Source organism: Mesorhizobium sp. M0016, from assembly GCF_040324035.1.
Classification (GTDB): Bacteria; Pseudomonadota; Alphaproteobacteria; order Rhizobiales; family Rhizobiaceae; genus Mesorhizobium.
Genome location: NZ_JAMYVM010000018.1, coordinates 56,413 through 70,691 on the forward strand (window position 1 = coordinate 56,413; position 14,279 = coordinate 70,691).

The 14,279-nt window shown below is 61.8% G+C and carries 10 protein-coding genes and 3 pseudogenes; 12 read left to right on the forward strand and 1 reads right to left on the reverse strand.

All coding sequences use genetic code 11. The features are described 5' to 3' along the window. The first annotated feature begins 22 nt into the window (after positions 1–22). From ccoG to NKJ88_RS23260, 8 genes and pseudogenes are all read left to right on the forward strand, one after another. Positions 23–1,570, forward strand: a complete 1,548-nt coding sequence (ccoG, locus tag NKJ88_RS23225) for a cytochrome c oxidase accessory protein CcoG (protein WP_502904769.1) — start codon at positions 23–25, stop codon at positions 1,568–1,570. After that, complete coding sequence (locus NKJ88_RS23230; protein ID WP_023750568.1) at positions 1,567–2,064, forward strand: FixH family protein; 498 nt, start codon at positions 1,567–1,569, stop codon at positions 2,062–2,064. The genes ccoG and NKJ88_RS23230 overlap by 4 nt, the downstream gene beginning before the upstream one ends. Beyond that, a complete protein-coding gene (locus NKJ88_RS23235) occupies positions 2,061–4,349 on the forward strand; it encodes a cation-translocating P-type ATPase (RefSeq protein WP_352445671.1) in 2,289 nt (762 codons plus the stop codon). Before NKJ88_RS23230 ends, NKJ88_RS23235 begins: the two co-directional genes overlap by 4 nt. Next, entirely contained in the window at positions 4,346–4,516 is a 171-nt protein-coding gene (gene ccoS, locus NKJ88_RS23240; protein ID WP_023685546.1) for a cbb3-type cytochrome oxidase assembly protein CcoS, read from the forward strand. Before NKJ88_RS23235 ends, ccoS (NKJ88_RS23240) begins: the two co-directional genes overlap by 4 nt. 64 nt (positions 4,517–4,580) lie before the next feature. Further along, positions 4,581–5,348: a CBS domain-containing protein gene (locus NKJ88_RS23245; RefSeq protein WP_352445674.1), complete on the forward strand. Its 768-nt coding sequence runs from the start codon at positions 4,581–4,583 to the stop codon at positions 5,346–5,348. Between the two features lie 123 nt (positions 5,349–5,471). Then, positions 5,472–5,564, forward strand: a pseudogene (ccoS, locus tag NKJ88_RS23250) (cbb3-type cytochrome oxidase assembly protein CcoS); the annotation flags it as partial. 416 nt (positions 5,565–5,980) lie between these two features. After that, complete coding sequence (gene ubiM / locus NKJ88_RS23255) at positions 5,981–7,162, forward strand: 5-demethoxyubiquinol-8 5-hydroxylase UbiM (protein ID WP_352445678.1); 1,182 nt, start codon at positions 5,981–5,983, stop codon at positions 7,160–7,162. 293 nt (positions 7,163–7,455) lie between these two features. Continuing rightward, positions 7,456–9,366 carry a putative bifunctional diguanylate cyclase/phosphodiesterase gene (locus tag NKJ88_RS23260; protein ID WP_352445679.1) on the forward strand — a complete coding sequence of 637 codons (1,911 nt, stop codon included), beginning with the start codon at positions 7,456–7,458 and terminating at the stop codon, positions 9,364–9,366. A gap of 94 nt (positions 9,367–9,460) precedes the next feature. Here NKJ88_RS23260 and NKJ88_RS23265 read toward each other — a convergent pair. After that, a pseudogene (locus tag NKJ88_RS23265) lies at positions 9,461–9,741 on the reverse strand (DNA -binding domain-containing protein). Positions 9,742–9,845: 104 nt separating this feature from the next. Between NKJ88_RS23265 and NKJ88_RS23270 the strand changes: the two are divergent. The 4 genes and pseudogenes from NKJ88_RS23270 (at position 9,846) to NKJ88_RS23285 (ending at position 13,883) form a co-directional block, all read left to right on the forward strand. Continuing rightward, positions 9,846–10,079, forward strand: coding sequence for a helix-turn-helix domain-containing protein (locus NKJ88_RS23270; RefSeq protein ID WP_023694857.1), 234 nt, complete (start codon positions 9,846–9,848; stop codon positions 10,077–10,079). A gap of 373 nt (positions 10,080–10,452) precedes the next feature. Further along, the gene (locus NKJ88_RS23275) at positions 10,453–11,415 is read left to right on the forward strand and encodes an ArdC family protein (protein ID WP_352445681.1); all 963 of its coding nucleotides are present in this window, start codon (positions 10,453–10,455) and stop codon (positions 11,413–11,415) included. Positions 11,416–11,663: 248 nt separating this feature from the next. Next, a pseudogene (locus tag NKJ88_RS23280) lies at positions 11,664–12,070 on the forward strand (DUF2958 domain-containing protein); the annotation flags it as partial. Continuing rightward, positions 11,955–13,883: a ParB/RepB/Spo0J family partition protein gene (locus NKJ88_RS23285; RefSeq protein ID WP_352445683.1), complete on the forward strand. Its 1,929-nt coding sequence runs from the start codon at positions 11,955–11,957 to the stop codon at positions 13,881–13,883. The pseudogene NKJ88_RS23280 and the gene NKJ88_RS23285, both read left to right, overlap by 116 nt. Positions 13,884–14,279 lie beyond the last annotated feature (396 nt).

Consider the following 14,279-nt stretch of genomic DNA (forward strand, 5'->3'; position numbering starts at 1 on the left):
GGAGCTTCTCGTGCTCGATAACATGCAAATAGAACGGATCGAACCCACGACGGTCAACTCCGCCCAGGTGCGCCAGCCAATGTATGCCGCGCGCAGGAAGATCTTCCCGAAGCGGGCGTCGGGCAGCTTTCGCCGATTCAAATGGATCGTGATGGCGATCACGCTCGGCATCTACTGTCTCACGCCGTGGCTGCGCTGGGACCGCGGCCCGTTTGCCCCCGACCAGGCGGTGCTGCTCGATGTCGCCAACCGGCGCTTCTATTTCTTCTTCATCGAGATATGGCCCCAGGAATTCTACTATGTCGCCGGCCTTCTGGTCATGGCCGGCGTCGGTCTTTTCCTGATCACATCGACTGTTGGCCGTGCCTGGTGTGGCTACACATGCCCACAGACCGTATGGGTCGATCTGTTCCTGGTCGTCGAGCGCGCGATCGAGGGCGACCGCAACGCACGCATCAAGCTGGATGCCGGTCCCTGGACCACTCGTAAGCTTGTGCTGCGGGCATCGAAACACGTCATCTGGCTGGTCATAGGCGCAGCGACTGGTGGCGCATGGATCTTCTATTTCGCCGATGCGCCGACGCTGCTCGGCGAACTCTTCACCGGCACGGCAGCGCCTGTCGCCTACATCACCGTCGCGGTCCTGACGGCGACGACCTACACGTTTGGCGGGCTGATGCGCGAACAGGTCTGCACCTATATGTGCCCATGGCCGCGCATCCAGGCAGCCATGCTCGACGAGAGCTCGCTCACTGTCACCTACAATGACTGGCGCGGCGAACCGCGCACGCGTCACGCCAAGAAGGTTCTTGCCGCAGGGCATCCCGTCGGCGATTGCGTCGACTGCAATGCCTGTGTCGCCGTCTGTCCGATGGGGATCGACATACGCGACGGTCAGCAACTCGAATGCATCACCTGCGCGCTCTGCATCGATGCCTGTGACGGCGTCATGGACAAGCTCGGCAAGGAGCGTGGGCTGATCTCCTACGCGACGCTCTCCGACTACAACGCCAACATGATCCTGGCAACCGCCGGCGGTGCCAGCTCGGTCAATCCATCACTGGTCAGGACGGATGACGGCGTGTTTTCGGACAGGGTCGCGCATTTCCATATCAGCAAGATCTTTCGGCCACGAACCTATGTCTACATGGCCATGTGGTCGCTGATCGGGCTGGGCCTGCTCTTTTCGCTGCTGACCCGCGACCGGCTCGAGATCAATGTCCTGCACGACCGCAACCCGCAATTCGTGACGCTCTCCGACGGCTCGATCCGCAATGGCTATACCGTCAAGCTCTTGAACATGATCCCCGAACCGAGAACGATTATCGTCACCCTCGGGGGTTTGCCAGGCGCGGAGATGAGCATCGTTGGCGTCGATCTCCCCGCCGATCGCTCCTTTGCAGTCCAGGTCGAACCCGACCGGCTGAAGATGTTGAAGGTTTTCGTGCGCCTGCCCGCCGACCAGATTCATCGCCAGGCGCAGACCTTCACATTCCGGGTCGAAGACAAGGTCAGCTTCGAGTCCAACGAATACACCGCCACCTTCAACTCGCCGGAGATCGCCAGATGAACGCCACCACGCGAAACCCCCGCGAGTTCACCGGCAGGCACATGTTGGCCACGATCCTTGCCTTTTTCGGCGTGGTCATCGCGGTCAATCTGACGATGGCGACGCTTGCCAACACAAGCTGGACCGGCCTTGTCGTCGAAAATACCTATGTGGCGAGCCAACAATTCAACAAGAAGGCCGAGGAAGGCCGTGCGCAGGCAGCGCTTGGCTGGACCGGCCAGTTGACCATCGCATGGGGCGAAGTCCGCTATTGCATCATCGACGCCGCGGGCAAACCGGTTTCCCTGCATGGCGTGAAGGTGCTGTTTCGCCATCCGGCTTACGAGAAAGAGGATGAGTCCGTCACGCTCGCCCTGGTCTCTGGCCAGGAGTTTGCAGCACAACACGTGCCAAGGGATGGTGTCTGGATCATCGAAATAGACGCCGATGCCGGCCTGGCAAGACCTTATCGCGACGTGCGCAGGGTCATGATTTCCAATGGAGCGCTAAAATGAGCTGCTGTGCACCGGGCGCGGAAGTCGCGCTGGATCTTGTCAGCGCCACTTCAGTTCTGCCGTCCAGCCAGGAGGTCAGGCTGGCCAGCCGATCGCTTGGCGACGATCTTCATCAGACCGACCTTTCGGTGCCGACCGTTCATTGCGGCGCCTGCATCCAGACGATCGAGACGGCCTTGGGAAAACTCGGTCACGTCGAGGCAGCTCGCGTGAACCTGTCAACCAAGCGGGTCTCAGTCCGCTGGCGCGGCGACGAGGCTCCACCTTTGGTCGCTGTGCTCGGCCGGCTCGGCTATCAGGCGCATTTGTTCGAAGCCGAGATTGATGCAAAGGACAAGATGCTTTCGGAGCTTATCCGCGCCGTCGCTGTTGCCGGCTTTGCTGCGGGCAACATCATGCTGCTCTCGGTGTCGGTCTGGTCCGGCGCCGAGGGCGCCACCCGCGACCTGTTCCACTGGGTCTCGGCTCTGATCGCCATTCCTGCGCTGGCCTTCGCCGGCGGGATCTTCTTCAAGTCGGCGTGGAATGCGCTGCGCCACGGCCACATGAACATGGACGTGCCGATAGCCGTCGGCGTGTCACTGGCCTACGCTATGAGCCTCTATGAGACGATCACCCATGGCGACCACGCCTATTTCGACGCGTCGGTATCGCTGCTGTTCTTCCTGTTGATCGGCCGCACGCTCGATCACGTGATGCGCGAGCGCGCCCGCACCGCGGTGAAGAGTCTGTCGCAGTTGGCCGCGCGCGGCGCCATGGTGTTGCGCGGCGACGGCGCACGCGACTATTTGCCGGTTGGCGAGATCGAACCAGGGATGCAGTTGCTTATTGCAGCCGGCGAAAGAATCCCCGTCGACGGCAGGATTGCGCGCGGGACATCCGACGTCGACTGCTCCCTGGTCTCCGGCGAGAGCACGCCCAGAAGCGTGGCGCCAGAAGATACCGTGCAGGCCGGCGTGCTCAACCTTACCGGTCCGCTGACGATCGAGGCCACAGCCGCCGCGAAGGATTCGTTCCTGGCAGAAATGGTTCGGCTGATGGAAGCCGCGGAGGGCGGTCGCGCCCGCTATCGCCGTATCGCCGACCGCGTGTCGGCACTCTACGCGCCCGTGGTTCATCTCACCGCCTTGGCAACCTTCCTGGGCTGGATGGCGGCGACCGGCGACTGGCACCGGGCGATGACGATTGCCATCGCTGTTCTCATCATCACATGCCCCTGCGCGCTTGGCCTCGCCGTCCCAATCGTTCAGGTGGTCGCCGCGCGGCGCCTGTTTGAGAACGGCATCATGGTCAAGGACGGCTCGGCCATGGAGCGCCTGGCAACGATCGATACAGCCGTGTTCGACAAGACCGGCACGCTCACGCTTGGCCAGCCCAGGCTCGTCAACACGTCGTCGATCGATCCCGCCATGCTGGCAATCGCTGCCGACTTGGCCGCGCATTCGCGTCATCCATATTCAAAGGCCATTGCCGGCTTTGCCGTCAGCAGCAGCCAGCACAAATTCGATGCGGTGACCGAGCACCCGGGTTTCGGGATCGAAGCCACCGCCGCCGGTATCACCTGGCGGCTGGGTCGACGCGGATGGGCTGGCTGGAAGGCGCGAACCGGCGGCGAAGGCAAACATGGCTACGGCGGAACAGTGCTGACGAAAAACGGCATGATTGTCGCATCCTTCGTTTTCGAAGATGCGCTACGCCTCGACACCAGGGCAGCGATCGATCAACTGCGCAACGCTGGTATGTGCGTGGAAATGCTGTCAGGCGATACCGCGAAAGCCTGCGCCGAGGTTGCGGACGAGCTTGGTGTCGATGACTTCGTTCCCTGCCTGCTACCGTCCGGCAAGGTTGAACGCATCGAGAGCCTGGCGAGAGACGGGCACAAGGTTTTGATGGTTGGCGACGGGCTCAACGACACACCGGCGCTGAGCGCCGCGCATGTCTCGATCGCACCCGCCACGGCCGCCGACATTGGCCGCAATGCAGCCGACTTCGTTTTTCTGCGCGAAAGCCTCTTGGCGATCCCGCTGGCGCTGGACGTGTCGCGCAAGGCGGGAAGCCTGATCCGACAGAACATAACAATTGCGATCGTTTACAATGCTGTGGCCGTGCCGATCGCCATTCTGGGCCATGTTACGCCTCTGATCGCGGCGGTCGCGATGTCTGCCTCGTCATTGCTCGTGATTGGAAATGCCATGCGTCTGCAAGGCCTCGCAACGGGTGCGCCGTCCGAAACTGCGCGGCAGGACAGGCCCGCGCGGGCCGGCACCTTGGTCCGATCCTCATGACGACGCTCGCCTATCTCATTCCGGTGGCGCTGTTCCTTGGCGCACTCGGCCTGTCCGGCTTCCTGTGGGCGTTGAGAAGCGGCCAGTACGATGATCTCGATGGCGCTGCGGAGCGCATTCTAATCGACCGCGACGACGGCGCGGAGAATGCTCCTCGCTCCAAGTGACTCAGATCAACGCGCCGCGGGTCGGGATGTCCTATCGTCGTCACGAAAGATCAGGAGGGTGAGGATGCAAGCCGAATCCATAATGACAAAGCCAGTCATCACGACGCATGCGAACGCGACGATAGCCGAAGCGGTCGAGCTCATGCTTTCAAACAAGGTCAGCTGCCTGCCGGTAGCAGACAGCGACGGCACCCTGGTTGGTATTGTAAGCAAAAGCGACTTCTTGCGCCGAGAAGAACTTGGGACCCAGCGTGTGCGTCCGCGCTGGCTGGAGTTTGATCTTGGCCCGGGCACAGTCGCCAATGACTATGCGCGCTCGAACGGACGGATCATCCATCAGGTGATGACCACAGCCGTCATCTCGGCGCCTCCTGGCGCCTCGATTGCAGATATTGTCGACCTGATGATGCAACATCGCATCAACAATGTTCCGATTGTCGATCGGGACAGGGTCATCGGCATCATCACGCGAACTGATTTGCTGCTTGTCCTGATCCGCGCCATGCCGAAACAGGGAACCACGCCACCCGATGACGACCTGATCCGCAACGCGATACTTGCCGAACTGCAGTCACAAACCTGGAGCGGTGGTGACTTGATCGATGTGAGGGTCAGCGACGGCCTTGTCGAACTGAAGGGGGCGATTGTCGACGAGCGTCAGCGGAAAGCAGCGATCGTTGCGGCTGAGAAGGTTGCCGGCGTCGGGCAAGTCAAGGACGGCCTCCTCCTCAGTACGGATCCGTTCGGTGACGGTTTCGAAGCTGCGGAAAAAGCGGGGACGCCAAGCAGAGTCCCTTTGGTTCTGCTCCCTTCCCACATCACTTGGACATGAGGCCGTCGGCGAGTTCCTTCGGCGTCTAGCGCCCGTCATGGTCGGAGAGCACGCTGTCGGCAGCAAGACGCCCGTCCTGACGGAATGCGATGGCCGCTGCCTGTTTTGGTGGGGCTTGACCGGGGCTTCCTGTGGATCTTGAAGAGCGGCCAATACGAAGATCTCGACGGCTCCGCCCAGCGGATCCTTATCGATCGGGAAGAGCCGCGAGGCTGAACCGGTTGGCGGCGCCCAACGACTGTGCGGATGCTGGTCGTCATCGACCGAATTTTTAGCTGGCGATCGCCCGCGTTATGATGATATCGGCGCGCGTGCGAAGAACGGATCAGCCACAATACGTTGCCGAACCTTTGGCCAGGAGGGGCACGCGATTGGGAAGCCGACCATTCAGAATGCCTAGACATCCAACGTTTTCGCGGCAATCGACCACTCGACCGTGAACCCGCCGTTGCCGGGTTATCGAGCCTGGTTGATCCAGATCAGTGTTATCTCTTCGTCGGCGTGGTTTCATTGACCGGGCTTCCAACGAGAACGCATGTCTATCGACGATGGGGAGATGAGCGGCAACCGTGGGTGATTGCGATGCTTCAAGAGCGCTTCGTATCGCAGATAGCCGCCATGGCCGCACGCTGATGGCCGGCTCTGTCGAGACATTCGACATAATTGTCGTCGGAGCTGGGCCGGTCGGACTTGCCTTCGCAGCATCGCTCGCCCGGAGCCGACTCAAGGTGGCAGTGGTTGAACGGCAGTCGCTCGATAGCCTGGCGAATCCGGCTTTCGACGGTCGCGAGATCGCGCTGACCCACGCATCAGTGAGAATCCTTCGCGAACTCGGCGCCTGGGATGCCATCCCCGCATCGGACAAATCACCGCTTCATGGCGCGCGCGTGCTCAACGGATCGAGCCCTTTCGCCCTGTGCTTCGATACTCCCAGCGGATCTGGGGAACCACTCGGATTTCTGGTCCCAAATTGTCGGATCCGCGATGCCCTGTTCAAAGTTGTCTGCTTCCAGGATCATGCCCGGCTGCTGTGCGGCAACTCGGTCGTCAATGCAACAACCAGCGACGACGAGGCGGTCATAGCGCTTTCTGATGGCAGGCAATTGGCCGCTCGGCTGCTCGTCGCAGCGGATTCGCGTTTGTCCGCGATGCGCGACCTGCTCGGCATTGGCGCCAACATCCATCCGCTTGGCCACTCCATGCTGATTTGCCGAGTGAGGCATGAGCGCTTCCATCACCAGATCGCGGTCGAATGGTTCGATCACCATCAGACCATAGCGATGTTGCCGCTCATGGAAGGCGTGTCGTCGCTGCTTCTGACTTTGCGCTCAATCGAGGCCGATAGACTGTCTGTTCTCGATGACGAATTGTTCCTCATGGAATTGATGAACCGGTGTCGAGGACGCCTCGGGCAGATGACCCTGGCAAGCACCCGCCATGCCTATCCGCTGGTCACGACCTGGGCGCACAAGTTCTCGGCACCGAGTGCGGCACTGATAGGAGACGCTGCCATCGGCATGCACCCGGTGACCGCGCATGGCTTCAACATCGGCCTCAGCGGCCAGAAGCAACTCGCTCATAAAATACTGACAGCATGTCGCGCCCGCCGCGACATTGCCGATCCCGACATGCTCGGCAGATACGAAAACCGGCTGCGGCTGTCGGCGGCGCCGCTCTATCATGCCACCAACATGCTTGTCGGTCTTTACTCAAGCGAGCACCCGGCGGCACGGCTTGCAAGACATGCTGGGCTCCGCTTTGCCCAACATCTTCCCTTTGTCCGCCATGGCATTTCGGCCATGCTCAGGCGGTGAATCGCACAGAGCGCTACCGCTCTGGAGCGCTGTCTCGGCACGGCTTCTTTGTCTTGCTGGCTCGCGGCGTCGCGGGCAAGGCTGCTTCCTGGTGACGTTGCCGATCATGGCATGATTCGGATCAAGGCACGCGCGCGGGCGAAACCTTGATGATTCGGCAATGCTAAGCCAAAGGTGTGACCCGAAGCATGGTGAGCGCACTGGGTACCCTCGCTGGGTAGTTAACCCGTCCTTCAGTGGGCTTGCATAGGTTTGGTCCTCGCGAACAATGACGGAAGCAAACTGGTCCATTCATGGCACCCCTAAAGAAAGAAGAATCGCTGGAGGCCAAAATCCGTCAGGATCAGCTTGCTGACCTGAGGGCCGGGCTCTTCGTGTCGATGCCGATAAGCGCGATCCTGTCAGGCCTGATTTGCGGGGTGCAGGCCCTTTCTGGCGGCGGCTTTGCCGCTGCAAGCTGGTTCCTGGTCGTCAATGCGCTAAATGCCGCCCGGCTTGCACTCGCGCGTTTTCAGCTAAAGGAAACGGGGCGCCATCAGGATTTGCTTGGCGTTTTGCCGCGCCTTCGCATGTTTGGCGTCCTTGCCCTTCTGGCAGGGTTTGCCTGGTCCTTCCCGGCCGTGCTGACTGTTGGATACACAACACCACAAGCACCGATGCATCTGGTCATACTGGCGGGCATTTCAGCTGGTGCGGTTACATATGGCAGTTCGTATGCCGCTGCGGCGACCAGCTTCATCACACCTCCACTCCTCATCACGGTGGCGTGCCTTTTGGCGAAAGGCAATTTTGAACGCTACATTCTGGCTTTTACCGTTCTGCTCTTCATGGGCGGCTTGGTCCGCGCTTCGTTTGTTGGGCAGGCGCGCTTCCGCGAAGCAAGCCGCCTGAGACATGAGGCAGAGCGACTTGCGTCGGAAATGGAGCGCAACTCCAGGGAGGACCATTTGACCGCCCTTCTCAACAGGCGGGGCCTTGAACACGCCATCGGTCGGTTCAAGACCGCGGATGGCCCCTTCGTGGCAATGCTGATTGATCTGGACGGCTTTAAATCTGTCAACGACACCTACGGTCACAGGACCGGTGATGAACTGCTTGTCATGATCGCCCGCCGCATAGAGCAGGAAGCACCGGAAGGCTCAACGCTCGCTCGTATCGGCGGCGATGAATTCGTGCTGGTTTTTCCCTCAACGAGAGCTTCGCTTTCTGCCAGTGATCTCGCCTCCAATATCATAGCCAAAATTGCTCGCCCCTATATCGGGGTCGCGTCCGTGCGCGTCGGGGCATCGATAGGGATATACTTGGCGCAGACGTCGAGCCTGACTGAAATGCTGTTGCGGGCCGATATCGCCCTTTATACGGCCAAGCGCCATGGCAGGAACGGATTTTGCCTGTTCGATGCCGAACTCGACCGGGAACTCCAACGCCGCCAGTCCATCGAACGGGACCTTCATTCGGCGATAAAGACGGGAAGATTGCAACCTTGGTTCCAGCCGATCGTGAAACTCGACACCGAGGCCGTGGTCGGTTTTGAAGCCTTGCTGAGATGGTCCCATCCGACACATGGTGCCATCTCTCCACCCGAAATCATCACAGCCGCACGCGAAACCGGAATGCTTCAGCTGCTGACGCAAACCGTATTCGCCGACTGTTGTGCTTTTATCGACGGCTTGGTGAAAGCTGACCGTCGTAACATTCGTGTGGCGATGAATGTTTCCCCGCGCGAACTGGAAGCCGGCGATATCGACGACATGGTTCTGGATGGTCTGGCGGCAAGAGGCCTGCCTGCGACGATGTTCGAAATCGAGATTACCGAAGAATCGCCGGTGGACCCGGACAGAGTGGATGAAAAGCTCGGACGGCTTTCGCATGCCGGTATTTCCATCGCGCTCGACGACTTCGGCACCGGCTTTTCTACCTTGGCATCTCTCAAGGACCGTCGGATACGCAAGGTGAAAATAGACCAGGGCTTCATTCGCGGCTTGGCCAAGTCCCGAGAGGACCGACTGCTTGTCAAATCGGTCATCGAACTCGGTGACATGCTCGGGATCGAGGTCATGGCCGAGGGCGTCGAAACAGAGGCGGATCGGCAAACCCTGCACAAGCTTGGCTGCCGAACCGCTCAAGGCTTCCTCTTCTCCAAGGCTGTGCCTTTGATGCAAGCACTGGAAATGGCAGTCAAACAGCACGCGAACCAGTTGTGACCGCTCCCGCAGCGCCGGCTGTCGCGGCCGTGCGCCGCCGAATTTGGCTACAGAGACTTGCCTGCTCGAAACACGTGGCAGTGGGCGCTGTGCATCAGCCGGCGAACAGTTCCTTGTAGCCGGTCGTCACCATCCAGTTCGCACGGTCGATATGCTGCGAAGAGCTTTGCGGGCGCGGACCGGGTCAATGGACGGGTCTATGCCGAGAATGCGCTCGGCCATCTCCTTTTCGCTGGCATTGTCGGCGCAGGCATCCAGGATCCGCAGGTAGATCGTGAAATGCTCCCTGTCGTAGCTCGTGAGGTTCTCCGACCAGGGGACTTCATCGCTCAAAGTTGAGCTTCGCGTCTCATCTGTTCCCATTGGTCCATTCATGCCTGCGGATCTCGCCTGTGAGCGCACGCAGTATATCCCAAACTGGGATAATCCGAAACCGGGATTAGTCGCTGATCCGGTCTTTACCCGACCGGTTCGCCTCCATGCCTAAATCCCTTCGATCGCCCCGCCACCAGCGGTTCCTGGCCCGGCTGGTTTTGCTGCGCAAGACCAAAGGCCTGACCCAGAAGCAGCTGGCTGACAAGCTTGGTCGTCCCCAATCCTTCGTGGCCAAGTACGAGGGCGCAGAGCGGCGTCTCGACGTCATCGAGTTTCTCGACATAACTGCGGCCCTTGACGCTGATCCGTGCGAGATTCTGTCCAGCCTCCGGTCCTAGCGGGCGCCCGCGCGCCTGACGACGCGCATCAGGCGCTCGTGAACCGAGCCCGCTTTTCTTCGGCAAGCTCAGGCGGTCTCGGCCATTCGGCTTCGCCCCTTGGCGTGGGCAGCCCTTCGGGCTGAGACGGCCGCCGCCCTTGCGGGCGGCGCGGTTTGTCGGTTGGCCTTTCCCGGTGGGCGCGGGGTGGGCGGCACTCCCTTCTAGGCCCGCCGCGGCAGCCCGCAACCCTTCGCGTGCCGCTCAGGGTCCTCCTCTTCGTTCCGGTCCTTCGGATGCGGTCCGCCTACCACGGCGGGCCTTTCCGGTCGCGACTCGCCGCCCACCCCGCTTCCGGGGAAAGGCGCGGCGATTGGTGAGCGGAGGATAACACATGCGTGCAAACAGCAAGCGTACCACCAGCACAGAGGCTGGCGCAGGCAAGGGCAGGCGCCCGGGCGCCAGCGTCTATCGGGAGATCACCGACCGCATCATTGCCGAGCTGGAGCGCGGTACCGTGCCATGGGTCAAGCCATGGGGCAGCGCAAAAGCAGGCCTTGGCCTGCCGAGGAATGCGTCCACGGGGCGCACCTATTCCGGCATCAATATCCTCATCCTGTGGGGCGCCGTCATCGAGCGCAGCTATCCCAGCCAGAACTGGCTGACCTTCCGGCAGGCGCTTGCCCTTGGCGGCAACGTCAGGAAGGGCGAGCGCGGCACGACCATCGTGCATGCCGACCGCTTTGTCCCCAAGGACGAGAAGGAGCGCGCACGCCACGAGGGCGATGAACCACTGGCGGTCCTTTTTTTGAAGCGCTTCACGGTCTTCAATGTCGCGCAGTGCGAAAATCTTCCGGAAGAGCTCCATGCCGCCGCCGAGCCGCTGCCTCAGTGCGAGATCGTGCCGCAGGCCGAGACGCTCATTCGCGCCAGCGGTGCGGATTTCAGGGTCGGCGGCGATCGCGCTTTCTACATGCCGGGCAGCGACCACATTCAGGTGCCGCCGCAGCCGGCGTTCCATCAGCAGATCGACTATTACCGAACCTGCTTTCACGAGCTTGGCCACTGGACCGGCCACCCGACGCGGCTTGCTCGCGACCTCTCCGGCTCGTTCGGCTCCAAGGCCTACGCGCGTGAAGAATTGGTCGCCGAAATCACTGCCGCCTTCGTCTGCGGCAATCTCGGCATCGAGCCGACCGTGCGTCACGCCGATTACATCGGCTCATGGCTGAAGGTGCTGCGCGAGGACAACCGCGCCATCTTCCGTGCCGCCAGCCTCGCCTCGAAGGCCGCCGATTTCCTGCTTGGCCTTCAGGCCGATGCCGAAGGCGAGGCGCAAGAAGGGATTGCGGCATGACGATGCGCGATCCTCAACTGGCCGCGACCGAGCCGACGCCGCAAAGGAGCAGATGCTCATTCCCGGCGTCCAGCCCATCACCACGCGGGCAAACCCTCCTGATGGATGCGCCGATGTGTCCGCGCGCGGCGCAAAGCTGCTCGAAGTCGGCCTCTTAATGGTGAGGCGGATCAGAGGAAGGTCCAGGGAGCCTTTCTCCCGCCGGACGCAAGAAATCAACGCGACCCGTTCTGACAAGGAGTCTTTCCATGATCCTGATCACCAATCCACTGCGCGCACGACTGCTCGCCCATGGCGCCGCCGGCGCCGACATCGACCATTTTCCCGTTGTGAAACTATTTAATCCGACAGGTGCCGCGACCTGGCTTCTGAGCGAACTCGACGCCGATGGCGACACGCTGTTCGGTCTTTGCGATCTCGGCTTCGGCTTCCCCGAACTTGGCAGCGTCAGTCTGGCCGAGCTTGCATCCGTAAAAGGTCCGCTTGGCCTCGGCATAGAGCGCGACCTGCATTCCAAGCGCGCTTTCCGCTCTCCGTCTATGCCGAAGCCGCCCGCATTTGCGGCCACGTCAGCGAGGCCGAGCGACTGCTGCGGCAAGCAGCAGACGCCCTATCAAAGCCCCATTCCGAGCTTCCGCCCGACACGGCGGAACAGCAGCGCCGATAGGCGCAAAAACCGTCCCGCCGCGCCGGCCTTCGGCCTCTGCGGCGGGGACAACCTTAACCAAAGCAAAAGGAGAGTAACCATGCAGCTTGCCCACATTCCCTTGGATCAGCTCAACATTTCCGCGCTCAACATGCGCCATGGAAAACGCGCGCCCGACATATCCGACATCCTGCCCTCCGTGCGTGCGCGCGGCGTGCTGGTGCCACTCCTTGTGCGGCCGAACGGCCAGCCGGAAACCTTCGAGATCGTCGCCGGCAGGAGGCGCTATTTCGCCGCGAAATCGCTTGCCGACGAGCGCGGCGAAGGCGATCCCTTGCCCTGCGCCATCATGGAGGACGGTGACGACGCCGATGCGCTGGAAGCTTCGCTGATCGAAAACCTCGCCCGCCTCGATCCTGACGAAGTATCGCAATGGGAGACGTTTTCGCGGCTTGTCAGGCAAGGCCGCACCGTTCCCGACATCGCTGTGACCTTCGGCATCACTGATCTCAAGGTCAAACGCATTCTGGCGCTTGGCGACCTCTTGCCCAAAATCCGCGAAGCCTATCGGCGCGAGGAGATCGATACCGAGACGGTGCGCCATCTCACCATGGCTTCCAAGGCGCAGCAGAAGGACTGGCTGGCACTCTGTGCCGATCCCGATCAATACGCGCCGCGTGGCTATCAATTGAAGCAATGGCTGTTCGGCGGCCAGTCGATTTCCACCAAGGTGGCGCTGTTTGCCATCGAGGAGTATCCCGGCCTGATCACCTCGGACCTGTTCGGCGAGGACAGCTATTTCGCCGATGCCGACCTGTTCTGGCAAAAGCAGAACGAAGCGATTGCCACCAAACGCGACACCTATCTCAACGAGGGCTGGAGCGAGGTTGTGCTGCTGGAACCGGGCCAGTATTTCCACGCATGGGACCACGAGAAGACCCCGAAGAAGAAGGGCGGCAAGATCGTCATCACTGTCTCGCATCGCGGCGAGGTCGAGTGTCACGAGGGCTGGCTGTCACGCAAGGAAGCCCGCCGCGCCCGCGAGGGCGGCGAGCAAGAAGAAACAGCCGCCAAGCTGCCGCGCCCCGAAGTCACCGGCCCGATGCAGAACTATATCGATCTGCATCGCCATGCCGCCGTGCGCGCGGCCATGCTCGACCATCCCGCCGTGGCGCTGCGCCTCGTGGTGGCGCACGCCATCACCGGTTCGGGCCTGTGGCAGGTGCGGCCCGAGCCGCAGCGCGCAGCCAACGAGACGGTGACTGCCAGCCTTGCCGGCTGCAAGGCTGAAGCCGCATTCGGCAAAAAGCGGCGCGAGGTATTGGCCCTGCTCGGATCACCGGATGAGGATAGCTTGGTCGCCGGCGGCAATGGCGACGCCGTTGCTATCGCCGGCGTGTTCGCGCGCCTCTTGGCGCTCTGCGACGACGATGTCATGCGCGTTCTCACCCTTGTCATGGCCGAGACGCTTGCAGCCGGCAGCGCCGTCATCGAGGCGCTCGGCAACCAACTGAACGTCGACATGGGCATATGGTGGCAACCGGACGATGCCTTCTTCGACCTCTTGCGCGACAAGGAAATCGCCAATTCGATGCTGGCCGACGTCGGCGGCAAGCTGGTCGCGGACGGCAATGTCGCCGAGAAGGTCAAGACGCAAAAGAACATCATCCGCGACTTCCTGGCGGGCGAGAATGGCCGCCCCAGGGTCGAGACCTGGCTGCCGCGCTGGATGAAATTCCCGGCCGAAAGCTACACCAGCCGCGGCGGCTTCCGCACCGCCGATCAGTGGACACAGGTGCAGCCGCTGTTCGTGCGCGAATAGTCGATCAGGGCCCGAGCGGCGGTTCTCTCGATTACCGCCGCTCAGGTCGCGCGCGCCGCTACGGGCCACGCCGGCTGCCGATTGGGCGTCTTGTCGAGCCAGTGCCGCGCGCGAGAAATTCCGACGCCAGTTCGCCCCATTTCGGCCGCCCCGCACCGCGCCGGGTTGCTTGCTGAGGCGCCAAAGGCGCATGGGGCCAATTGTCCGATCCGGTTGCCGACAGAGCCCGCGCAGCCGGCGCTCTGCATTGCCGCCGGCTTCTTGTGTCACCGATCGCGCCACCTGTCTCCATTGTGTCTCAGGGACCATTCCCCTGCGGCTGGCTTGTCGACCTATGGGTGGATCCGGCCCGCCCGAAACCCTCGCCGGCAGCTTTTTTCCCCGCCGCCTGCGGCG

Bases quoted from the DNA above. Each gene is read 5' to 3' on its own strand.
- ccoG (WP_502904769.1), top strand. From the start codon at position 23: ATGCAAATAGAACGGATCGAACCCACGACGGTCAACTCCGCCCAGGTG.
- NKJ88_RS23230 (WP_023750568.1), top strand. From the start codon at position 1,567: ATGAACGCCACCACGCGAAACCCCCGCGAGTTCACCGGCAGGCACATG.
- NKJ88_RS23235 (WP_352445671.1), top strand. From the start codon at position 2,061: ATGAGCTGCTGTGCACCGGGCGCGGAAGTCGCGCTGGATCTTGTCAGC.
- ccoS (WP_023685546.1), top strand. From the start codon at position 4,346: ATGACGACGCTCGCCTATCTCATTCCGGTGGCGCTGTTCCTTGGCGCA.
- NKJ88_RS23245 (WP_352445674.1), top strand. From the start codon at position 4,581: ATGCAAGCCGAATCCATAATGACAAAGCCAGTCATCACGACGCATGCG.
- ubiM (WP_352445678.1), top strand. From the start codon at position 5,981: ATGGCCGGCTCTGTCGAGACATTCGACATAATTGTCGTCGGAGCTGGG.
- NKJ88_RS23260 (WP_352445679.1), top strand. From the start codon at position 7,456: ATGGCACCCCTAAAGAAAGAAGAATCGCTGGAGGCCAAAATCCGTCAG.
- NKJ88_RS23270 (WP_023694857.1), top strand. From the start codon at position 9,846: ATGCCTAAATCCCTTCGATCGCCCCGCCACCAGCGGTTCCTGGCCCGG.
- NKJ88_RS23275 (WP_352445681.1), top strand. From the start codon at position 10,453: ATGCGTGCAAACAGCAAGCGTACCACCAGCACAGAGGCTGGCGCAGGC.
- NKJ88_RS23285 (WP_352445683.1), top strand. From the start codon at position 11,955: ATGCCGAAGCCGCCCGCATTTGCGGCCACGTCAGCGAGGCCGAGCGAC.